A 20,642-nucleotide genomic window follows, 5' to 3' on the forward strand; every position below is an offset into this window, starting at 1 on the left:
CGCATTGCGTCTCCGGTCGGCGCTTGTGCGTCGAGCGGGTGTCCCGCCAGACGAGAGCAAGGCGGTAATTGCAAGGTAGGAAGGCAGTAGCAGTACCAGTCCGAGCAGGACACAACTCACTCTGCAGAAGGGGGAAAAGGAATGCAGAAATTCACTCGGTCGTTGTTTGCAGTCGGCGCGGTCCTCGGACTCGCCGCTTGCGGAGACGACGTATCGGTCACCCCACCGGCTGAGACGCCCGCGGCTACGATCGCGAGCGTTACGGTTTCGCCTGCCGCCGTGACGATTGTCATCGGCGAGAAGGTGATTCTTCAGTCGTCGGTGACGACGACCGCTGGCACCGGCACGCCGGCGTCGACGGTCACGTGGGCTTCGAACAACGCCGCGATCGCGTCGGTGTCTGCCGCCGGTGAAGTGACCGGTGTTGCGGCCGGCACGACGACGGTTGTTGCGACCTCGACGGTCGACAACACGAAGAAGGGCGCTGCGGCCATCACGGTGCGCGCGCTGGCGGTGCAGAGCGTGACGGTCCAGCCGACGGCGCTGTCGCTGAAGGTTGGTGAGACGGCGACGGCCGCTGCTTCGGTGAACCGCGATCCGGGCGCCAACGGCGCCGTGACGTGGGCGTCGAACAACACGACGGTTGCGTCGGTCTCCGCGACCGGTGTCATCACCGCCAATGCGGTTGGTACGGCGGTCATCTCGGCGACGTCGGTTGCCGATCCGAGCAAGTCGGGCGCCCTGGCGGTGACGGTTTCCGCTCAGCCGCAGGCCCTGAACTCGCTGACGGTCACCCCGACCACGATCACCATCGGCCCCGGGTCGTCGCAGCTTGTGACGACGACGGCGACGGCGGCGACTGGCGCGACGATCGCGTATGCGAACAATGCGGCGAACGCTGCCTCGGGCTGCCCGGGTGTTGCGACCGCTTCGACCAACGCCTCGACCGGTTCGACGACGATCACCGCCGTCGCCTCGGGCGCTTGCGTTGTGACGATCACGGCGACCGGCTCGGGCTCGGGCCTCGCCACGAACTCCCTGCAGGCGACGGTGGCGATCAACGTCATCACCCCGCAGGTCTCGATCAACAGCATCACGACGGGGCTCACCAACACCCCGGTGACGGTCAACAACGTCAATGGCCAGATCGAGATCAACCTGAACTTCCAGCCGAGCGGCCTTCCGATTGACTCGGTGGTCGTTCGCATGCTGCAGCCCGACGGCCTCCGTCGCGTTGCGCTTCAGAACTTCGGTGGCGCGATCCCGGCCGCTGGCATCCTGTCGCTGTCGGTGAACACCGCCAACTTCGTCAAGAACGCCGCTGCCCCGTCCGTCACGGTCGACCTCCTCAACGGCCCGAGCACCGTCTCGGCCCAGGTCTACCCGAAGGGCGCCACTGGCTCGACGGCGACGAACTGCACGAACAACCCGTCGGACCCGACCTGCGCCTCGCCGGTCGCGATCGTCCTGAACAACATCGATGGCTGGACCGCTGACATCACGAAGCCCAGCGTCTCGGCGATCGGCACGAACAACTTCACCTACTGGGGCGGCCCGACGGCGAACGCTACGGCGATCGTCTACCCGGTCATCTACACCCCCGGCCGTTCGATCTCGAACGCCGAGTGGACGGTTGGTGCTTGCGATCTCGCCACGACCGGCGCCCTCGCCGCGTCGAACGGCGGCCGCACGCAGGCTGGCCAGAGCAAGACCTTCGGCTACACGGCCAACGGCGCTGACCTGGCTTGCACGAGCTACGAGAACAACGGCGGCACCCGCGACAACGTCGTGGTCGCCACCGCGATCGACAACACGAACAACTCGTACGCCCTCACGCCGCTGATCGCGAACACGGTCGTGTTCAACGCGACGCCTGACTCGCTGCGCCTCGACTACCGGGCGCCGTCGGTCAACACGCCGTCGATCACGCGTACGCTTCCGGCCGTCACCGGCTGGGTCAACGGCGCGTTCAGCTTCATCAACTTCGGCTCGACCGATAATGGCGTCGGCCTTCGCTCGACGCGCGATCGCGCGACCACGTACTCCTCGGTCAACTGCTCCGGCGTGACCGCGGCTGACGTGGCCATGGCGACGGGCACGGGTGCCGACATCAACGGCGCCGTTGCTTGCCCGACGAACTTCATCGGCGGCACGCCGGGTCTCGGCGGCACCGCTCCGTGGACCGTCAAGGGCTCGGAGTCGGACCGTCTGGCCAACCGTGGCACGTCGTCGGCTACCGCGACGTTCGGCACGGACTACACCAACCCCGACATCCGTTGGGGCCTTGCGGACGCGGCCTTCGCTCCGGCGCTGCTGGCGTCGTACGGCGGCACGGCGACCGATCCGGTCGACACCGTCTACACGGACGTGAAGCCGTCGGTCCTCCAGGCCGATACGGTTGAGTTCCGCGCTGAGTACCTCGACGATCGCGCTGGGTTCTACAACACGGCTCAGTACGACGCCGGCAACTCGATCGCCGCGCAGTCGCACCACCTCTCCACCGCTGGGCACCTCAACCCGACCGGCGTCTGCGTCGTCGCGGCTGCGGGCTCCACGCCTGGCGCCACGTTCGTCACGAGCCCGTCCTGCGGCTTCACGCCGATCACGGTTGGTGTCCCGGGCGTCCGTACGGACGGCTGGCAGCCTGGTCAGCGCGTCGACATTCCGGACGCGGAAGGCTACTACGGCTACAAGACGTGGGTCATGGACGCTGCCGGTAACACCTCGGCGACGCTCTTCCGCCGCGCGCTTGTGAACAACCAGTCGCCGTTCTCCACGGGCCTCGGCGTCCCGGCGACGCTGACCGGCTCGACGTTCATCTTCAACGCGACTCACGCGGACTCGGCGGAAGTCATCGCCCAGTCGCTCGAAGTCACGTACCCGGCCGTCCCGACGGTGGCTGCGCTCCGCTACTCGCGTCAGTCGATCGGAACCGCCTTCGACGACGTCATCTCGTCGCCGCTGGCTGTGACGATCTCGCCGACGCACGGCGCGGTCTACGCCCGTGGCATCGAAGTCGTCGGCGCCGCGGTCTTCCCGGCGGTCAACGTACAGGCCTATGCGGCCGGCACGGCGAAGCCGACGACGACGACCGTGTGGTCGTGGAACGTGGGCAGCACGCTGGGCTTCGGTGCCGGCTTCCCGGCTCCGTCGACCTCGCCTGTCATCCCGATCCCGGCGCTGAACGTCCAGAACGGCTCGGGCGTCCAGGCTTGGAACACGGCTAACCCGACGATCGCGGTCAACCACTGGCGCGTGATCACGACGGTTGCCTCCACGAACCAGTTCGGCTCGACGACCCCGCTCCGTGCGCAGGTTGTTTCGCCGACGAATGCTCCGAACCCGCCGTTCAGCCGCGTTGACTACTACCGTCTCGACGCGGGCGGCACCTGGTGGAACTACCTCGGGAGCGCCAGCACGGCTCTCGGGACCGACCAGGGCACGTATCGCTCGTGGATCTACGCCCTGCCGAACGCCTCGTTCGTCAATGCGTGGAACACCTCGGCGGCTCAGACGGCGATTGCCGCTGGCGACATCATCGTCGCGGTTGGCGTCCTGTCGAACGGCGATGCCATCACGACGGTTGCCACCACGATGATTCCGTAAGCTCGAAAGAGCCTACAGATTCACGTAGTCGAAAACCAACGGCCCCGCGAAAGCGGGGCCGTTTGGTTTTCTCCTAACTGAGTGCTGTCGGCGCTTGACGCTCCACCGCGCACCTGTCAGCATTCCCGCCGGCTGGGTACGTACGCATGGAACCAGCCGTGCATCGAGAATCACGAGGAAGACATGTTCTATCGTTTACATCGCTCCCGAATCACCACACTTGCTCTCGTCCTTGCCGCGACCAGCGCGGCGTGCGGGGGGGCCGCGTCGACCGACGTGGCGCAGGACATCGTCGTCAGCGATTCCGCGCTCTCGGCCCTCCCTGTCGCGACCATCACGGATGGACGCCTCATCTGCACGGCAGACGGCGCCGACCGGTGTCCGCTACGAAGCGCCGTCGCCAACTGGCTCTCCAGCGACCGGCTCGCGGTCTGGGAGCCGGGTCGCCCGATCTTTGTGCTCGACCGCGAGAATCCGAACGGACGGACGCTCGGATCCATCGGTCAGCGAAGCGGCCAGTACTCCTACGCCACGGCAGTCGGCATGCTCGATGGCAACGTGGCGGTCATCGACATGCAGCGCTCCAAGCTCGTGCGCTACAAGCTCGACAACACGTTCGTCCGTGAGGACAACATTCCGCGCCCCGACGAGAGCGCGGCTCCTGGCTTCAGCTTCGAGACCCCGGTCTTGCAGTCGATCGCCGCCGAGACCGACAGCGGCACCGCACACCTCAAGGTGCAGGTGCTCCGCTCGCAGACCGAAGTTGGGGGGACGACGGTCCTCGACATTCCCGTCGAGTGGTTGCAGCTGAAGGGGCGCGACGCGCTGGCGGCGGCGCCGCTGTTTCCGGCGCTCCCGCGTTATGCGATCGACTCGGACAAGACGATCATCTGGACACCGGCAGACTCTTTCTTCGTCCAGCGTCGCAGCTTCGACGGGAAGGTGCGCTGGACACTCACCAGCGACCGGAAGGGGGTCGAGATCACGCAGGGCGACATCGCGGCGCGGCGCGACGAGATCTTCAGGCTCACGCCGGCGGGGATACTCAAGCCCGGAGACCTCGACTCCATGGTGGCCCGTACCGGGAAGCGTCATCCGGCGATCGGCGGTTTCGTCGTGGAGCCGAAGGGGCGTATCCTCGTGGCGAGTGCCGCGTCGCCCACGCGTGACACGGTCGACTACGTCCTGCTGACGCGCGAAGGGCGCCCGACCCATCGATTCGTCCTCACCGGGCGCACGCACCCCCTCTTGTTCGCCGGTGACTCGTTGCTCGTGCACCGCCCCACGGAAGGCGAGCCGTGGGAGCTGCGGTGGCTGCGCCTGTCGCTCGGCAAGTAGCGGCCGCTCAGGCCTCGCGCGAACTCCCGAACGCAGAACGCCCGGACTCGACGTCGTCGAAGTCCGGGCGTTCGAGCATTCTGCCGGTGCGGTGACTACTTCACGTTTCCGGGGAGGGTCCGGATCTGCATCTTGTACTTTGCCGTCAGCTCATCGGCGAAGCCCCAGCCCGTCCCCTCGAGCTTGTCCTGCACCACGACGATCGGGGTGAGTTCCTTGTCGGTCACGGTCGGGTCTTCCCAGACCTTCCGGTTCTTCGGATCGAAGAGGAAGACGTCGAAGAACTTGCTGTCGACGAAGTACTGGATGCGCTTGTAGACGTTGGGGAGCGAGTCACCGGCCGGAGCACCCTTGCCGATGACCTTGAGGACCGAGTCCTTGCTGATGCCCAACGTGAGGGCGCTGATCCGGCTATCGGAGCAGGCAGAGACGAGGAGAACGATCAGCGCAGCGGTCGCGAAGGACGCGACGCGACGCGGAGGAGAAACGCGCATAGGAGATGTCGGGGGAAGCAGCGAAGTGATGAACGGCAGCGAATGTCGCGCAGCCACAAATGTAACCCGTCGGTGAGTCGTACCCCAACCCTCGGGAATGGTGACAAGGCGAGGAGAGCGACCCCTGCGCGAGCGTCAGGGCACCGATCCCATCGTGCCATCGCGCAGGGGCTCGGCCCGCTGCGTCGGCCACCACTCCGCATGCGGGGGCAGCACAGACTCGAGCGTCTCGCGAACGGCCTCCAACCCGAAGCAGTGGGCGAACGCCTGTACCACCGCGTCCGCCACGCCCTGTATGACGGGGGGCGTGGCGCCGCCTCGCGAGGCGACCTCCCGGGCAACCGACGTCATGTCCACCCCCTGAATGCCACAGGGGACGATGAGGTCGAAGTACGAGAGGTCGGTGGATACGTTCAGGGCGAAGCCGTGCCAGGTGACCCAGTCGCGCGCATGCACGCCGATGGAGGCGAGTTTGCGATCGTCGACCCAGACGCCGGTGTAGCCCGCGTTCCGCGTGGCAGTGATGCCGAAGTCGCGAAGGGCGACGATGAGCGATTCCTCGAGCTGCCGCAGGTACCAGTGGAGATCCTGCTTGTGGCGCTTGAGGTCGAGGATGGGATAGCCGACGAGCTGGCCCGGTCCATGAAACGTGACGTCACCGCCACGATCGACCTCGAAGCGCTCCACGCCGCGCGCCTCGAGTAGTGCGTCTGACGCCACCAGGTGCGCATCCTTCGACGAGCGCCCGAGCGTGACAACCGGGGGATGCTCGACGAGGAGGAGCACATCGTCGTCGATGTCGCCGCTGATGCGCGCCCGGGCGATGGCCCGCTGCAGGTCGAGGGCGGCGGCGTAGGGGAGGGTGCCGAGGGGGACGACGAGCAGACGGGCCGCCTTCCCGTCGTCCCTTCCTGCGCCCTCAGGCATGCAGCATCTTGCCTAACGAATCCAGCGCGGCCTCGGCCACCGCCTCCGACAGGGTCGGGTGGGCATGGATCGCGAGGTCGATCTCCTCGACGGTGAACTCGTTCTCGCGCGCCACGGCGAGCTCGTGGATCAACTCGGTCGCATGGGCACCGACGATGTGGGCACCGAGGATCTCGCCGTACTTGGCGTCGCGGATGATCTTCACGAAGCCCTCAGTCTCCCCCGACGTGCGGGCACGGCCGTTGGCGGAGAAGGGAAACTTCCCGACCTTGTAGTCAAGTTTCTTCTCCTTGCACTGCTGCTCGGTGAGCCCGATGGAGGCGACTTCGGGGTGGCAATACGTCGCGTTGGGGATGTTGCCGTAGTTGAGCGGGTGCGCGTGCTGCCCGGCCAGGAGCTCGGCGAGAATGTGCCCTTCGCGCGAGCCCTTGTGGGCCAGCATGGGCGCGCCAATCACGTCGCCGATGGCATAGATCCCCTTCGCGCTGGTCTGGTACGTCGTCGTGTCGACCTTGATGAAGCCGCGATCGGTCAGCTGCACGCCGAGCTCCTTGAGCCCGATGTCCTCGACGTTAGGCGCTCGCCCGGCGGCCACCAGCACCTGGTCCACCGTGAGCTCCTGCTTCGCGCCGCCGGCCTCGACGCTCATCGAGACGCTGTCCTTGCCGACCTTGATGTTGGAAATCTTGGCGTTCGTGGTGACGTTGATCTTCCGCTTCTTGAAGGCGCGCCCCAACTCGGCGGAGCAGTCGGCATCCTCGAGCGGAAGGATCGACGGGAGCACTTCGAGCAGGTGCACTTCGCTGCCGAAGGCGTTGAAGACATCGGCGAACTCGCAGCCGATGGCGCCGGCGCCGACGATGGCGATCGACTTGGGGGCCTTCTCCAGCGTGAGCGCTTCGTCCGAGGAGATGACGGTCGTCTTGTTGAGCTCGAGGCCGATCTGCGGAAGGCCGCGCACGCGCGAGCCGGTGGCGACGACCAGCGCCTTCTTGGCGTCGTGCTTCTCTTCCTTGCCGTCGGCGCCCTTCACCGTGAGCGACGCCGCCGCGCCGGCGCTCGCCTTCACGATGCGTCCGGTGCCGCGGATCCAGGTGACCTTGTTCTTCTTGAACAGGAACTCGACCCCCTTGGAGTTCTGGTTCGAGACGCCGCGCGACCGTTTCATGGCGACGTTGTAGTCGAAGTCGATCTCCCCGCTGACCTTCACGCCGAATTCGCCTGCGTGCCGCACCTTGTTGGCGAGCGAGGCGCTCTCGAGCAGCGCCTTGGCCGGGATGCACCCCCAGAGGACGCAGGTGCCACCGAGCCCTTCGCGTTCGACGACCGCGGTGGAGAGGCCGAGTTGGGCGCAGCGGAGCGCGCCGACATATCCGGCGGGGCCGCCGCCGAGGAAGATGACGTCGTACGATGCCATGACGAGTCGAGGAGTTGGCGTGAGACCGCGCGGATGGACTGCGAGGCCGTTCAGCGTGGACGGTTCCAAGGGGGAGGTACCGCGCGCCCAATGCCGGTGGCGCGCACCGGGTAATCTACGCCGTTGGGGGGAGGGAGCGCAGGGCGGGGGAGGTGCGAAGGATCAGGGGGCACACGTCGACAGGGCGCCCCGCTGGAGGCGCCCTGTCGTCGAACCGGGATCAGAGCCCGTCGTGGGCGGGATCGTCCGCCAGGCGCGGTGCTAGCGCCGAGGCCGCGGTCCTGACGGCGACACGCTGACGCGCCGGCGGGCGCTGCGCACGCCGTCCGACGTCGTCAGGTCGAGCGACGACTCGCCGGTGTAGACCAGGGCGTCGCCCCCGCGGGCGAAGGCGAGGATCTCCCCGGTCCGCGGGTGCCGCACCAGCACGCCTCGCGTCTCGGCGTCGTTCCATTGCACGCGGACCGCGCGCGAGTCGACGCGCTGCACCACGGGGGCGGCGGCCGACGCGGTCGCGCTGCCGACTGACGTGAACTCGGCCTGCTGACCAGCGGCGGCGAGTCGCACGCGAGTGGGCTGCATCCCGCGCATCATGCCGTACGGCACGACGAAGGCGAAGTGCTCGGTGGTGCCGTCCGGGTGGTCGGCGACGCGTTCACCATCGAAGGAGAAGTCGAAGAGCGATTCTCCCAGCGCGCCGAAGCCCTGGAGGCGATGGCGCCCCGGACGCTGCGGAAGCGACGGCGGGGCGTCGACCTCGAAGGTGGGTTCCAGAATGACCTGCCCGTTCTGCACGCGCCCCCACACGAGCATGCCGCGACGTGCGTAGCCGCCGCTGATGGCGGCCGAGGCGGAGAACGGATTGGCGGCGCGATACGAGAGAACGGCGTTGAACGTGTAGGCACTGATCCACGTGGTATTGCAGTAGCCCATGAGATCGTAGTTCGTGGCGGTGTCCTTGAGCGCGTTGGTGGCGATGTTGTAGCCGAAGGTCTCGATCTTCCCGTTGGACAGCGGGTACGCGTTGTCCGGGCCACCGGCACCGCAGCTCGGTGCATGAAACCGCCCGAAGTTGTGGCCCAGTTCGTGGGCCATCACGTCGCTTGCACTCGGCAGGTAGTCCCATCCGATGGCCGCGCGCCCCGGAACATAGCCCAACCCGGCGATGCCGGACCCGTAGCTCACCTTCACGATGCCATAGTAGTAGCGCGAACTGCCGTCGGCGGTTCGCAGCGCGTTCACCTCGCTCAGGATCTGTCCCCATGCGCCGTTCGCGTCGCCACTCTGCAGGGCGCCGGCCGACGTGGTGAACGCCGCGCGCACGTCGGCATCCACGGTGTTGATCGGGTAGAGCGCGCGCGTGTCGGCGAGGTACGAGTCGGCGTTCCCCACCGTGACCCCTCCCTGCAATCCGTTGACGCTTTGCAGGACGGGGACCATCCGGATGTTGAACGTCGGGACGCTGCGCACGTCCATCGTGGCCGGCGTGCCGTTGAGCGGGAAGCTGTTGTCGCTGTCGGACGACTCGGAGACCGTATTGGTCGGGTCGACGTCGGCGAGGATCCGGAGCCCGGGCTGAATCGTGCTCCCCGGAATCGTGTAGTTCCACGACGAGGTGAGCGTCCCCTGGTTGACGGTCTGCGGAACCGACGACGTCGGGGCGCTGATGGTGATCGTGCTGGTGAGCGTCGCGCCGTTGTAGAAGCGGACGCGCACGGTGGGCGTGACGGTGTTGGCGGCGGCTGACTTCACGAAGACGCGCAGCAGGCCGGAACGACCGGCGACGAGCGGCACCGTCCCCGCATAGGTCTGCACCACCTGCTGCACGTGCATCCCGTCGATCGTCAGGTTGGGCCCCGACGGCGGCGGTGGCGCGCTCGCCGTGTACGTGACGGTCGCCGTCGATGTGGCCCCGCCGCCCACCGAGACGTTGCTCGACGCAGTGGTCGGTGAGTAGGTCGTGCCGCTGTTGGTCACGGCGGCTGCTGCGACGGTGTAGAGTCCCCCGATCAAGCCGGTGATGGACGTGCTCGCGGTGAGGGCGCGCGAGTACGCCCCCGGGCCGGTGACGGTCACCGCGGCATTCACCCCGATGGGGAGGCCGTTGATGGTCACGGCGAGCGTGCCCACGGAGGAGACGTAGTTGACCGTGGCGGTGATCGCCGAGGTCGACGGGGCGACCGCGACGTTCTGCGATGCGGGATTCGGGGCCCATGCGCCGCTCCCGACGGCGCGCGCCGCGATCGTGTAGGTCCCGACCGGCAGGCCGAGGATGAGCGTGGTCGCGGTCACGGCCCTGGAGTAGCCGTTGGGGCCCGTGATGGTGAGGTCACCGGCGGTGCCGTCAGGCAGACCGGTGATCGTGACGGCGATGCCGCCGCTGGCGAGTGCGTAGGTGAAGGCGGCCGAGGCGGCGGTGGCACCGGCGGTGACGGTGACCGTCCGCGTGGCGGGGGTCGGCGCGTACGTATGGGTCCCGGCGACCGCGTTGGAGGCGGTGACCGTGTAGCTGCCGGGCTTGAGATTGGAGAGCGTCGAGGTGTTGGCGACCTGCGCGGAGTACCCCGACGGGCCGGTGACGGTGATGGAGGCGGGGACGGCCTGCGGGAGGCCGGTGATGGTGACGACGAGGCTTCCCGTGGTGACCGCGTAGGTCACCGTGGCGGTCGCGGCGACGGCGCTCGCTGTCACCGCGATGACCTGCGAAGTCGGCGCGCCGGTATAGGTGAGCGCACCCGCCGTGACCGGGGTTGCGGCGATCGTGTAGTCGCCAGGTGCAAGTCCGGTGAGCGCCTGGGTTTCGGTGATGGTCTGCGAGTAGGCGTTCGGCCCCGTGACGGTGATCGCGGCGCTGGCGCCCCCGGGGAGACCGCCGACGTTGACGCTCAGGCGCCCGGTGGCCAGCGCATAGGGGAGCGCCGCGCTGACCGGCGAGATGGACGGGGCGACGTCGACCGTGACGGGGGCCGGCGCGCGGTACCCGTCGAGGCCGACGGTCACGGGGTCGCCGGAGATGGTGTAGCGTCCCGGCGTGAGGTTCATCAGGCGTTCGCCGGCGGCGGCGGTGCGCCGAAAGTCGTTAGGCCCGGTGACGGTGGCCGTTCCGCTCGCGCCGGTGGGGAGCCCTGAGATGGTGACGACGAGCGATCCGGAGGCCAGCGCGTAGGTGAAGGCGACCGGGGTGGGTGTCGTGGAGGCGGCGACGGCGACGTCGAGCGTGGCGGCCGTCGATGCGTAGGTGTTGTTGTCGATGACGTGCGCGGCCGGTGTCAGGCGATACGCCCCGGGCGCGAGCCCGCCGAGGGTCGCGCCGGCGCTCACGGTGCGGGAGAAGCTGCTGGGTCCCGTGACGAGGATCTCGGGGTTTGCTCCTGACGGGAGCCCGGCGGCCGTGATCGCCAGCGATCCGGTGAGGATGGCGTAGCCGACGGAGACCGGTGTGGTGGTGCCTGCCGCGATGGTGACCGCTTGCGTGGCGGGGGCGGCGCCGAACTTGTCCAGCCCTGCGGTGACCTCGGCGGCGGTAACGTCGTAGGCGCCCGGCGCGAGTGAGGCGATCGTCTCGGTGCCCGACACTGTGCGCGAGTAGCCGGCAGTGTTGGTGATGGTGACGCCGGCCGACGACCCGCCCGGGAGCCCGCTGACGGTGACCGCGAGCGCGCCGGTCTTGGGGTTGTTGGGGCCGTTGCTGCCGGTCGCGTTGCCGCCCTCGCTGCCGCCGCAGGCCGCGACGGTCGCCAGGATGCAGGCAGTGGTTAGGCGTGCGGCCCACACGATGCGTGGGGCGCGCTCGGCAAGTCGATGAAACATGCGCATGCGTCCTTGGGAAGATCCTCTCCCCAAGGACGCCTGCGCGGCTACCGGTGCAACGAGCTCGGCCGGAGCCACCACCCGTGCGTGACGTGCGTCACAGGTGGCGGCTCACGGGGAGGTGCCTGCCTAGTAGACCAGCAGGAGGGGATTCTCCACGAGGCGGCGGAGCGTCTGGAGGAACCTGGCGCCTGCCGCGCCATCGATCACGCGATGGTCGCAGCTCATGGTGACGCGCATGCGCCGACGGACCTGAACGTCCCCGCCCACCACGACCGCCTTGGCCTCGATGCCGCCGACGGCGAGGATCCCGGCTTCGGGCGGGTTGATGATGGCGGTGAATTGATCGATCCCGAACATCCCGAGGTTGGAGATCGAGAAGGTCGACCCGGTGTATTCCTCGGGCTTGAGCTTTCGCTCGCGGGCCCGCTTGGCGAGGTCGCGCGACTCGGCGGCGATCTGGCTCAACCCCTTGCTGTGGGCGTCGAAGATCACCGGGGTGATGAGCCCGTCCTCGATGGCGACGGCCATCCCGAGGTGCACGCGGTTCCAGTAGCGAATCGAGTCGCCCTGCCAGTGAGCGTTGCACTCGGGGTGCTGCGCCAGCGCGGTGGCGACTGCCTTGATGACGATGTCGTTGAACGAAACCTTGTACGCATCACCCAGCTCGGCCATCGCGGCGCGCATCTCGGCGACGCGCTCCATGTCCAGTTCGGCGGTGAGGTAGAACGTGGGGACCGGGCCGATCGACTCCGCGAGTCGGCGGGCGATCGTCTTGCGAATCTGGGTGAGGGGGACGTCCCGGTACTGCTCGCCGGAGAGGGGAGAGGGGACACGGGAGACGGGAGTGGCGGCGCTCGGCGCTGCCGAGGGCGGCGTCGTGCTGCTGGCGGCGGCTTCGACGTCGCGCTTGATGATACGACCGCCGGGGCCGGAGCCGTGGAGGGCGCCTAACGCGATGCCGTGGTCGGCGGCGAGCCGGCGGGCGAGCGGCGACGAGCGCAGGCTCGCATCGTTGGCCGGTGCGGCGGCGGGTGCCGGTGCGGCTGGCGGGGCCGATGGCGCGGCCTGCACCGGTGCCGGCGCAGGGGCGGCGGCGGTTGGCGCGGGCGCCGGGGTTGCGGCTGGCGGCGACGCGACCGGTGCGGCGGGCGCGGGGGTGCCGGAGCCGGCGACCAGGGCGTCGATGTTCTCGTCCGCTGGGGCCACGACGCCGATCAGGGTGCCGACGGCGGTGGTGGCTCCTTCGGCGATGAGTCGACGGCGCAGGACGCCGTCGCCTCGGGCGACGAGTTCCATGATCGCCTTGTCGGTCTCGACTTCGGCCAGGGTCTCGCCGTTCTTGACGACGTCGCCCTCATTCTTGAGCCACTTGACCAGGCGTCCTTCCTCCATCGTGGGAGAAAGGGCCTCCATGAAGACTTTGGTAGCCATGAGCGCTAGACGGGAGACGGGAGACGGGAGGCGGGAGTGCGCGGCTGCGCCGCGCTAGTCGGGCGGGCGATTGGTGACTCAGGTCCCCACATACATCACCTGCTTGATGGCCGCGATGGTCTTGGCCACGTCGGGCTTGGCGGCGCGCTCGAGGTTCTTGGCGTACGGCATCGGGACGTCCTCCTGGTGCACGCGGAGGATCGGGGCGTCCAGGTGGTCGAAGCAGTGGCGCTGCACGTAGTCGACCACCTGCGCGCCGACACCACAGACTTCCCACCCTTCCTCGAGGACGACGGCGCGGTTGGTCTTGCGTACCGATGCGGCGATGGTCTCGACGTCCATGGGGCGGATGGTGCGGAGGTCGACGACCTCGACACGGATGCCTTCCTTGGCCAGGGCGTCCGCCACCTGCAACGATGTCAGGACCGACTTGCCGTGGGTGATGAGCGAGCAGTGGTCCCCCTCGCGCTTCACCTCGGCCTTGCCGATCGGGACGATGTAGTCCTCGTCGGGGACCTCGCCCTTGGTGTTGTAGAGCATTTCGCCTTCGAGCAGGACGACGGGGTTGTCGTCGCGGATGGCGGCCTTGAGCAGTCCCTTGGCGTCGTACGGCGTGCCGGGCGTGATGACCTTGAGTCCCGGGATGTGGGCGAGCCACGATTCCCAGGCCTGCGAGTGCTGCGCCGACAGCTGCAACGCCGCCCCGTTCGGGCCGCGGAAGACCATCGGCATGGGGTACTGCCCGCCGGACATGTAGAGCATCTTGGCGGCCGCGTTGACCACCTGGTCGAGCGCGAGCAGGGCGAAGTTCCAGGTCATGAACTCGATGACCGGGCGCAACCCCGCCATGGCGGCGCCGACGCCGACGCCGGCGAAGCCCAGTTCGGTGATGGGCGTGTCGACGACGCGCATCTCGCCGAACTCCTGCAGCAATCCCTTCGACACCTTGTACGCGCCCTGGTACACGGCGACTTCCTCGCCCATGAGGAAGACGCGGTCGTCACGCTGCATCTCCTCGCGGAGGGCGTGATTGAGGGCGTCGCGGTAGGTAATTATCGGCATGACGAGAAGGGAGACTGGAGACGGGAGACGGGAGACGAGAGGGGACGGGCGCGGCGGTCGCAGGGGCGAGAGGTCGTCGTCATGTCGTGGTCTCCACCAGCACGTCCTCCCACAGGCTCTCGACCGCCGGCTCGGGGCTCGCATCGGCGAAGTCCCACGAGTCCTGCACGATCGCCTTCACCTCGGCGTCGAGCTTCTCCATCCCCGCGTCGTCGATCTCGCCTAACGCTTCCATGTGGGCGCGCAGGACGTGGATCGGGTCGCGCTTCATGTACTCCTCCAACTCCTGCTTCGAGCGGTACGTCCCGCTGACCGCGTCGGACATCGAGTGCCCCATGAACCGGTAGGTGCGCACCTCGAGGAGCGTCGGCGTGGACTGCGTCCGGGCGCGGTGCACCGCCTCGGCGACCGCGGCGCGGACGGCGAGAACGTCCTGTCCGTCCACCTGCGCACGCGGCATGTCGTACGCAGCGCCGCGCTGGTAGATGTCGTGGATGGCCGACGCGCGCTCGAGCGCTGTCCCCATGCCGTAGCGGTTGTTCTCGATGATGTAGACCACCGGGAGCTTCCAGAGCGCAGCCATGTTCAGCGCCTCATGGAAGGCGCCGGTGTTGACCACCGACTCGCCCATGAAGCAGAGGATGACCTGGTCGGTGCCGCGGTACTTGATGGCGAAGCCCACGCCGGTGGCGATGGGGACGTGCCCGCCGACGATCCCGTGGCCGCCGAGGAAGTTGGTGTTGCGGTCGAAGAGGTGCATGGAGCCCCCCTTGCCGCGGGCGCAGCCATCGCTGCGGCCGAAGAGCTCGGCCATGACGGCGCGCGGGGTGATGCCGCGTGCCAGCGCCTGTCCGTGGTCGCGGTACGTCGTGATGACGTAATCGTCCGGGCGCAGCTGCGTGATGGCCCCCGTGCCGCAGGCTTCCTGCCCGATGTAGAGGTGGCAGAAGCCGCCGATCTTGCCTAACGCGTAGGCCTCGGCGCAGCGCTCCTCGAAGCGGCGCTGCAGGAGCATGGAGTGGAGCAGGGCGGCGCGCGTGGGCGCGTCGGTCTCGCCGAACGTGCTGTCGGCCTTGAGGTCGGTCTTTTTCTTCGCCATGGTCGAGTGGGCGGGTGCCAGTGACGGCATCCGGTAACCGTGGCGCACGCTCTGGCGCGCTCGGAGGGTGGTCTCCTGGGAAGCTCGCGGGCGCCCTAGCGGCACCCGCGTCCCGGTGATCGGTCCTGTTCTACACGCCGGCGGCTTGCACCTGCTCCCAGGCGTGGTAGCTCGAGCGCACGAGTGGGGCGGCCTCGACGTGCTTGAAGCCGAGTTGCATCCCGATCGTGCGCAGCTCGCGGAACTCCTCAGGGGTATAGTATCGGTCGAGCGGGAGGTGTCCGTCCGACGGCCTGAGGTACTGCCCCATCGTGAGGATGTCGACGTCGACCGCGCGCAGGTCGTGCATGACGGCGACCAGTTCCTCCTTCGTCTCCCCCAGCCCCACGATCACCCCGGTCTTGGTGGGGATCTGCGGTGCCACCTGCTTGGCGAAACGAAAGATCTGCATCACACGCTCGTAGCGGCCGCCGGGGCGGGCGCGCTTGTACAGGCGCGGGACGGTTTCGGTATTGTGGTTGTAGATCTCCGGGCCGGCCTCGAGGACCGTGCGGATGGCGTCCTCGTTTCCCTGGAAGTCGGGGACGAGCACCTCGACCGAACACCCCGGGAGGCGCTGGTGGATCTGCCGGATCGTCTCGGCGAAGATGTAGGCGCCGAAGTCGGGGAGGTCGTCACGGTCGACCGAGGTGATCACCGCGTGCTGCAGCTGCATCTCGGCGATCGCCGCCCCCACGCGATTGGGTTCGTCGACGTCGTACTTGGGAGGACGCCCGTGCGAGACGGCGCAGTAACCGCAGTTCCGCGTGCAGACATCGCCCAGGATCATGAAGGTCGCCGTCCCGTGCTGCCAGCATTCGCCGACGTTGGGACAGTGCGCTTCCTCGCAGACGGTGTGGAGGTTGAGCTCCTTCATGAGCCCCTTGAGGCGCACGTAGTTCTCGCCCCCCGGCGCCTTCACCTTGAGCCACGACGGCTTGCGCTCGGGCAAGGGCTCGGCGCGGTGACGTCCCATGATCTGGTACAGCGTATCCGACATTCGCAGCTCGCTGGTCCGCCGGCGCGGGAGTGACATCAGGACGATGGCACCCCCACCCCGCATCGGTGCGGCAATCTACCCCTCGGTGCTCTCCGGAGCCAAGCACCCGTAACCGATCTGGAGATTTGAGAAGGTTACGGTCGGACTCAGATTCCGGGCGGAAAACGGTTGATCGAGAAGGGGGAGAGGTCGTGCGCGATCTCGTCGCCTGCCACCAGCGAGGCGACGACGTCGCCCGTGAGCGGGGCGAGCAGGATACCGTTTCGCGAGTGGCCGCAGGCGTAGATCAAGGCCGGATACTCCGGATCGGGACCGACGATCGGGAGCCCGTCGAAGGTCATCGGGCGGAAGCCCGACCAGGTCCGGACCTCGTCGGCGCGGGCCAGGGCGGGGACCAGGTGTCCAGCGACGTCGCGAAAGCCGTTGAGGGCGGCGTCTGTCGTCCCGACCTCGTATCCCACGGCCTCGGAGGTGCTGCCCACGAAAACCTGTCGGTCGGCGGGGCGAGGGACGAGGTAGCCGCCGAAGCCGAAGACGGGGCGGGAGAGCGGGGCACCGGCCAGCGCCATCATCTGTCCGCGCAGGGGGCGCACCGGGATCGTCCGCGGTGTGCCGTGGAGGAGCGGGGCCCAGGCCCCGGTTGCCACGACGACGCACCGAGCCCGCAACCGACGTCCCCCCTCGAGCTCGATCGCCACCATGTTTCCCACGAGCTCGATGCGCCGGGCCTCGGCGTCGACACGCGGGAGCGCGCCTAACGCCACGGCTTCGTCGAGCGCCAGGAGGAGTCGCTGGTTATCGACCATCCCGTCGTCCTGATGCAGGCGCGCGCCCAGCGGGGCGTGCAGCGCCGGCTCCAACTGGGCGACATCTCCTGCCGAGAGCCAGGTCGACATGGTGTCGGTGCTGGCGGCCAGCGCGGCGGCCTCCCGATCGGTGGCGGGGACGCGCAAGATGCCGTCGAGTGCGAACGGGATGCTCCGACCTGTGGTCGCCTGCAGCTCCTCGAGGAACGAGGGATAGCGCGCGCGCGCCGCGAGGGTGAACGGGAGCGCGCGGGGCGCACGGGGTCGATGGTCGGGGCGAGGAAGCCGGCGGCGGCAGCCGAGCCGAGTCCGGCGCGACGTCGGCCGACGATGGTCGTCTTGAAGCCGCGGGATGCGCAGGCGCGCGCGCAGGCCAGTCCGACCAAGCCATCGCCGAGGACGACTACGTCGAGAATTTCACTGGACGTCATGCGCGGTTCCTCGCGAGATTGCAGGCGGTTCTGGCGCACCGATGCGTGGCGCGCCCAGCGTGAAACTTCGACCGAGCCGCGGGCGTACGGTCGGCAGTCCTCGAATTGGAGTCGTCACCCATGCTTCGCACCATTTTCATGATCGGGCTGTTCGCCATCGGCGGGCTGTTCCTGCTCAAGCTCTTCTTCGGAGTCTTCGGCGTGTTCTTCGGGCTGCTCATCGGCCTGCTAGCGCTCGCCGTGAAGATCGCGATCTTCGGTGCGCTCATCTACCTGGTGATTCGCGTCGTCAGTCCGGACACGGCGCGTCGACTGCGGGAGCGTTGGTCGGGGGCGTCGTCGGTCTAGGGCGACGAGCGCGCACAGGGGCGCAGCGGGAGCACAGCAGCGGCGCAGCGGGAGCGCGCAGGTCTCGGTAGTTTCTCGGGCCGGTCCTTCGGATCGGCCCTGTTGTTTGGGCGGACGTTCCGTCGCGGGTACTCACTCCATTCGATTTCAGAGATGCGGAAGCTTCGTGGTACGTTGACGCTGTCGGCGCTGGTGTGGATGGGCGCGTGCAAGGCTGGGGCACCGGGTGTTGCGGCGGCACCGGCGCCGACGAGCATCGAACCTAACGCGGCGGAGTTGCGTTCGGACCTGTTCGCGTTTGCGGCCGACTCGTTTCGCGGGCGGGAGACGGGGACGCCGGATGCCGATCGGGCGGCGGCGTGGATTGCGCGACGCCTGGCCACACTGGGGCTCGAGCCGGCGGGTGACAGCGGGTACTTCCACCGCGTGCCGATGCGCCGTACCGCGCTGGCCGCCGATTCGATCGTCGTGACGACCCCCTCTGGGCGCACCTCGTGGCGACTGGGGCGCGACCTCCTGATGCTGACGGCGCTGGGTCCGGGGGCGCCGCTCCCCAAGCTCTCGACGGACGCCGAGGTGGTGTTCGCCAGCTACGGGCTTATTGACCCGGCGTTGGGGCGAGATGACTACAAGGGGCTCGATGTGAAGGGGAAGGTCGTGGTCATCGCCGGGGCGATTCCGCCTGGCGTCGATGCGGCCAAGCGGAAGGCGCTGGAGAATCCCGATGCGCTCTTCTCGCGCTTGGGTGGCGCGATCGGGCGGGGGCCGGCGGCGATCGTCCTCCTGCTCTCCGATTCGCTGTTCGAGCTCGCGTCGGGGCAGTTCTCCGACCGACAGGTCGAGCTGGCGCGCGGTCCTGCGCCGGCGAACGCCGCGCGCCCGCTTCCGATGGTGGCGGTCGGGCGGCTGACGAGCGGCTCTCCGCTGGTGCCGGCGGGGTGGCCGTCGGCGGATCAGTCGACGGTGCTGGCCGGGACCCGGCTCACCGCGTCGGTGCGGCAGCGCTCCGAGGACTTCAACGGCTACAACGTGGTGGGGATCGTGCGCGGGACCGACCCGGCGCTGCGCAACACGTACGTGGCGTACGGGGCGCACTACGATCACATCGGGATCCAGCCGGCGGTGAACGGCGACTCGATCGCCAACGGTGCGGACGACGACGGTTCGGGGAGCGTGTTGCAGCTGTCGTTGGCCCGTGCCTTCGCCCAGGGGCCCAAGCCGAAGCGCTCGCTCCTGTTCGTGTGGCACGTGGGGGAGGAGAAGGGGCTCTTCGGTTCGGACGTCTTCACCACGTCGCCGACCGTGCCGCTCGACTCGATCGTCGCACAGCTCAACGCCGACATGGTGGGGCGCAACGGCGACGACTCGCTCTACATCGTGGGGCCGGGGGCCGCGCCGAACGGGCAGAGTGCGACGCTGGGCGCGGTGATCGACTCGGTGAACGCGACGACCGCGCGTCCGTTCGCGTTCAACCGCGAGTGGGACACGACGACGCACCCCGAGCGGATCTACTTCCGCAGCGACCACTTCAACTACGCGCGCAAGGGGATCCCGATCGTCTTCTTCACCACGGGGCTGCACCCGCAGTATCACCAGGTGACGGACGAGGCGGGGCTGATCAACTACCCGAAGATGGAGCGGATCGGGAACCTGATGTACCGGGCCGGGTTCGCGTTAGGCGATCGGCCGACGCGGCCGAAGCCTACGGCGACGCAGTAGGCGGAAGACGGAAAGACGAGAAGACGAGAAGACGAGAAGACGAGAAGACGAGAAGACGAGAGGCGGGGGCGCTGAGGGTCGCGCTCCCGCCTCTTGCATGGTGCGACGGAAGCGCAGCTGTTGCTGTCACGTCTCGCCTTCGGGTCTTCCCGTCTTCCGCTCCATCTCGGTCACGACCGCCCACGCCAGCAGCGGCACCATGATCTCGTGATGGCCGGTGATCTCGAATCCCTGGCCGCCGGTGAGGACGGGGCGTTGCACGACGTTCATGCGGGGGCGGTAGTGCCGGTGCATGTCGAGGTCGCAGGTGGTGAAGTGCGTGGGGCGGCCGTCGTGGAGGTTGCGGGCGATGGTGAGCGCCTTGAGGAAGACCTCGGGCATGATGACTGCGCTCCCCAGGTTGAGGACGACCCCTCCGTCGTGGAGCCCCGGGAGTGCACCGGCCAGCCGGCGAAAGTCGCGGTGACTGGTGTCGCCGATGGCCGCGCCGCTGGCCGCGGGGTGCTGGTGGATGATCTCGGCGCCTAACGCGGCGTGCACGGTGGCGGTGACGCCGAGGGCGCGCGCGGCATACAGCACCGAGAGCTCGGGATGCGCGAGGTCGGGGGTGGCGTGCAGCAGACGCCCGACCGACTCCCCCATCCCCCATCCCTCGCGCTGCCCCTGCACGAAGGCCTCATTGAGGCTGCGTCCGGTCTCTTCGGCCATGCCGAAGGTCCCGTCGCGGAGGCCGGCGGCGACATCCTCCGACGTGGCGCCGAAGCGGGCCATCTCGTAGTCGTGGATGGCGGCCGATCCGTTCATCCCCAGGTGGGTGATCACCCCACGCCGCATGAGATCGATGAGGACGGGGGCGAGCCCGGTCTTCACGACGTGGCCGCCGAGCATGACGACCACGGCCCGCCGGGTACGTGCGGCGTGGACGATGGCAGAGACGACGCGGCGGAGGTCGCGCGCGACGAGGATGTCGGGGAGGGCGTCGAGAAAGGCAGCGAACGAGCGATCGTCGCCCGGGGCGCGGGAGAACTCGTTCGAGCTGACCTTGTTGGGGCGCCGGGCGACGGGGACGGTGTGCACGCGCGACAGGTCGGCCTCTGGCGGCGCCGCCGGAG

General features: G+C 68.4%; 15 protein-coding genes. 4 read left to right on the top strand and 11 right to left on the bottom strand.

The window, feature by feature from the left end:
* Nucleotides 1–279: 279 nt before the first annotated feature.
* Nucleotides 280–3,606, top strand: coding sequence for an Ig-like domain-containing protein (locus tag IPN47_05590; GenBank protein MBK9407515.1), 3,327 nt, complete (start codon nucleotides 280–282; stop codon nucleotides 3,604–3,606).
* Nucleotides 3,607–3,789: 183 nt separating this feature from the next.
* The gene (locus IPN47_05595; protein MBK9407516.1) at nucleotides 3,790–4,944 is read left to right on the top strand and encodes a hypothetical protein; all 1,155 of its coding nucleotides are present in this window, start codon (nucleotides 3,790–3,792) and stop codon (nucleotides 4,942–4,944) included.
* 95 nt (nucleotides 4,945–5,039) lie between these two features.
* Here IPN47_05595 and IPN47_05600 read toward each other — a convergent pair whose 3' ends face one another.
* The 10 genes from IPN47_05600 to IPN47_05645 form a co-directional block, all read right to left on the bottom strand.
* Entirely contained in the window at nucleotides 5,040–5,438 is a 399-nt protein-coding gene (locus tag IPN47_05600; GenBank protein MBK9407517.1) for a hypothetical protein, read from the bottom strand.
* A 135-nt stretch (nucleotides 5,439–5,573) separates the two neighbouring features.
* Nucleotides 5,574–6,365 carry a lipoyl(octanoyl) transferase LipB gene (gene lipB / locus IPN47_05605; GenBank protein ID MBK9407518.1) on the bottom strand — a complete coding sequence of 264 codons (792 nt, stop codon included), beginning with the start codon at nucleotides 6,363–6,365 and terminating at the stop codon, nucleotides 5,574–5,576.
* A complete protein-coding gene (lpdA, locus tag IPN47_05610; GenBank protein ID MBK9407519.1) occupies nucleotides 6,358–7,782 on the bottom strand; it encodes a dihydrolipoyl dehydrogenase in 1,425 nt (474 codons plus the stop codon). The genes lipB and lpdA overlap by 8 nt, the downstream gene beginning before the upstream one ends.
* A 261-nt stretch (nucleotides 7,783–8,043) precedes the next feature.
* The gene (locus IPN47_05615) at nucleotides 8,044–11,592 is read right to left on the bottom strand and encodes a hypothetical protein (GenBank protein ID MBK9407520.1); all 3,549 of its coding nucleotides are present in this window, start codon (nucleotides 11,590–11,592) and stop codon (nucleotides 8,044–8,046) included.
* Between the two features lie 129 nt (nucleotides 11,593–11,721).
* Nucleotides 11,722–13,026, bottom strand: a complete 1,305-nt coding sequence (locus tag IPN47_05620) for a pyruvate dehydrogenase complex dihydrolipoamide acetyltransferase (GenBank protein ID MBK9407521.1) — start codon at nucleotides 13,024–13,026, stop codon at nucleotides 11,722–11,724.
* A 78-nt stretch (nucleotides 13,027–13,104) separates the two neighbouring features.
* Nucleotides 13,105–14,088 carry a pyruvate dehydrogenase complex E1 component subunit beta gene (locus IPN47_05625; GenBank protein MBK9407522.1) on the bottom strand — a complete coding sequence of 328 codons (984 nt, stop codon included), beginning with the start codon at nucleotides 14,086–14,088 and terminating at the stop codon, nucleotides 13,105–13,107.
* A gap of 79 nt (nucleotides 14,089–14,167) precedes the next feature.
* Nucleotides 14,168–15,187 (bottom strand): pyruvate dehydrogenase (acetyl-transferring) E1 component subunit alpha, encoded by a 1,020-nt coding sequence (gene pdhA, locus IPN47_05630; GenBank protein ID MBK9407523.1) that lies wholly within the window; start codon nucleotides 15,185–15,187, stop codon nucleotides 14,168–14,170.
* A 130-nt stretch (nucleotides 15,188–15,317) separates the two neighbouring features.
* Nucleotides 15,318–16,226, bottom strand: a complete 909-nt coding sequence (gene lipA / locus IPN47_05635) for a lipoyl synthase (GenBank protein ID MBK9407524.1) — start codon at nucleotides 16,224–16,226, stop codon at nucleotides 15,318–15,320.
* A 146-nt stretch (nucleotides 16,227–16,372) separates the two neighbouring features.
* A complete protein-coding gene (locus IPN47_05640) occupies nucleotides 16,373–17,032 on the bottom strand; it encodes an FAD-dependent oxidoreductase (GenBank protein MBK9407525.1) in 660 nt (219 codons plus the stop codon).
* Nucleotides 16,981–17,463, bottom strand: coding sequence for an FAD-dependent oxidoreductase (locus IPN47_05645; GenBank protein ID MBK9407526.1), 483 nt, complete (start codon nucleotides 17,461–17,463; stop codon nucleotides 16,981–16,983). The genes IPN47_05640 and IPN47_05645 overlap by 52 nt, the downstream gene beginning before the upstream one ends.
* A 120-nt stretch (nucleotides 17,464–17,583) precedes the next feature.
* On the opposite strand from IPN47_05645, the gene IPN47_05650 reads away from it, so the two are divergent.
* Both IPN47_05650 and IPN47_05655 read left to right on the top strand, forming a co-directional pair.
* Entirely contained in the window at nucleotides 17,584–17,811 is a 228-nt protein-coding gene (locus IPN47_05650) for a hypothetical protein (protein MBK9407527.1), read from the top strand.
* A 153-nt stretch (nucleotides 17,812–17,964) separates the two neighbouring features.
* Entirely contained in the window at nucleotides 17,965–19,530 is a 1,566-nt protein-coding gene (locus IPN47_05655) for a M28 family peptidase (protein MBK9407528.1), read from the top strand.
* 126 nt (nucleotides 19,531–19,656) lie between these two features.
* Here the strand turns inward: IPN47_05655 and IPN47_05660 are convergent, their stop codons facing one another.
* Nucleotides 19,657–20,616 (bottom strand): hypothetical protein, encoded by a 960-nt coding sequence (locus IPN47_05660; protein MBK9407529.1) that lies wholly within the window; start codon nucleotides 20,614–20,616, stop codon nucleotides 19,657–19,659.
* Nucleotides 20,617–20,642: the final 26 nt, after the last annotated feature.

It is taken from the genome of Gemmatimonadota bacterium, assembly GCA_016719105.1.
Lineage (GTDB): Bacteria > Gemmatimonadota > Gemmatimonadetes > Gemmatimonadales > Gemmatimonadaceae > SCN-70-22.

Excerpts from the sequence above, each read along its gene's own strand:
- lipB (MBK9407518.1), bottom strand. The coding sequence starts at position 6,365 with ATGCCTGAGGGCGCAGGAAGGGACGACGGGAAGGCGGCCCGTCTGCTC.
- IPN47_05645 (MBK9407526.1), bottom strand. The coding sequence starts at position 17,463 with ATGACGTCCAGTGAAATTCTCGACGTAGTCGTCCTCGGCGATGGCTTG.
- lpdA (MBK9407519.1), bottom strand. The coding sequence starts at position 7,782 with ATGGCATCGTACGACGTCATCTTCCTCGGCGGCGGCCCCGCCGGATAT.
- IPN47_05650 (MBK9407527.1), top strand. The coding sequence starts at position 17,584 with ATGCTTCGCACCATTTTCATGATCGGGCTGTTCGCCATCGGCGGGCTG.
- IPN47_05620 (MBK9407521.1), bottom strand. The coding sequence starts at position 13,026 with ATGGCTACCAAAGTCTTCATGGAGGCCCTTTCTCCCACGATGGAGGAA.
- IPN47_05615 (MBK9407520.1), bottom strand. The coding sequence starts at position 11,592 with ATGTTTCATCGACTTGCCGAGCGCGCCCCACGCATCGTGTGGGCCGCA.
- IPN47_05640 (MBK9407525.1), bottom strand. The coding sequence starts at position 17,032 with ATGGTCGATAACCAGCGACTCCTCCTGGCGCTCGACGAAGCCGTGGCG.
- IPN47_05625 (MBK9407522.1), bottom strand. The coding sequence starts at position 14,088 with ATGCCGATAATTACCTACCGCGACGCCCTCAATCACGCCCTCCGCGAG.
- IPN47_05595 (MBK9407516.1), top strand. The coding sequence starts at position 3,790 with ATGTTCTATCGTTTACATCGCTCCCGAATCACCACACTTGCTCTCGTC.
- IPN47_05600 (MBK9407517.1), bottom strand. The coding sequence starts at position 5,438 with ATGCGCGTTTCTCCTCCGCGTCGCGTCGCGTCCTTCGCGACCGCTGCG.
- pdhA (MBK9407523.1), bottom strand. The coding sequence starts at position 15,187 with ATGGCGAAGAAAAAGACCGACCTCAAGGCCGACAGCACGTTCGGCGAG.
- IPN47_05655 (MBK9407528.1), top strand. The coding sequence starts at position 17,965 with ATGCGGAAGCTTCGTGGTACGTTGACGCTGTCGGCGCTGGTGTGGATG.
- lipA (MBK9407524.1), bottom strand. The coding sequence starts at position 16,226 with ATGTCGGATACGCTGTACCAGATCATGGGACGTCACCGCGCCGAGCCC.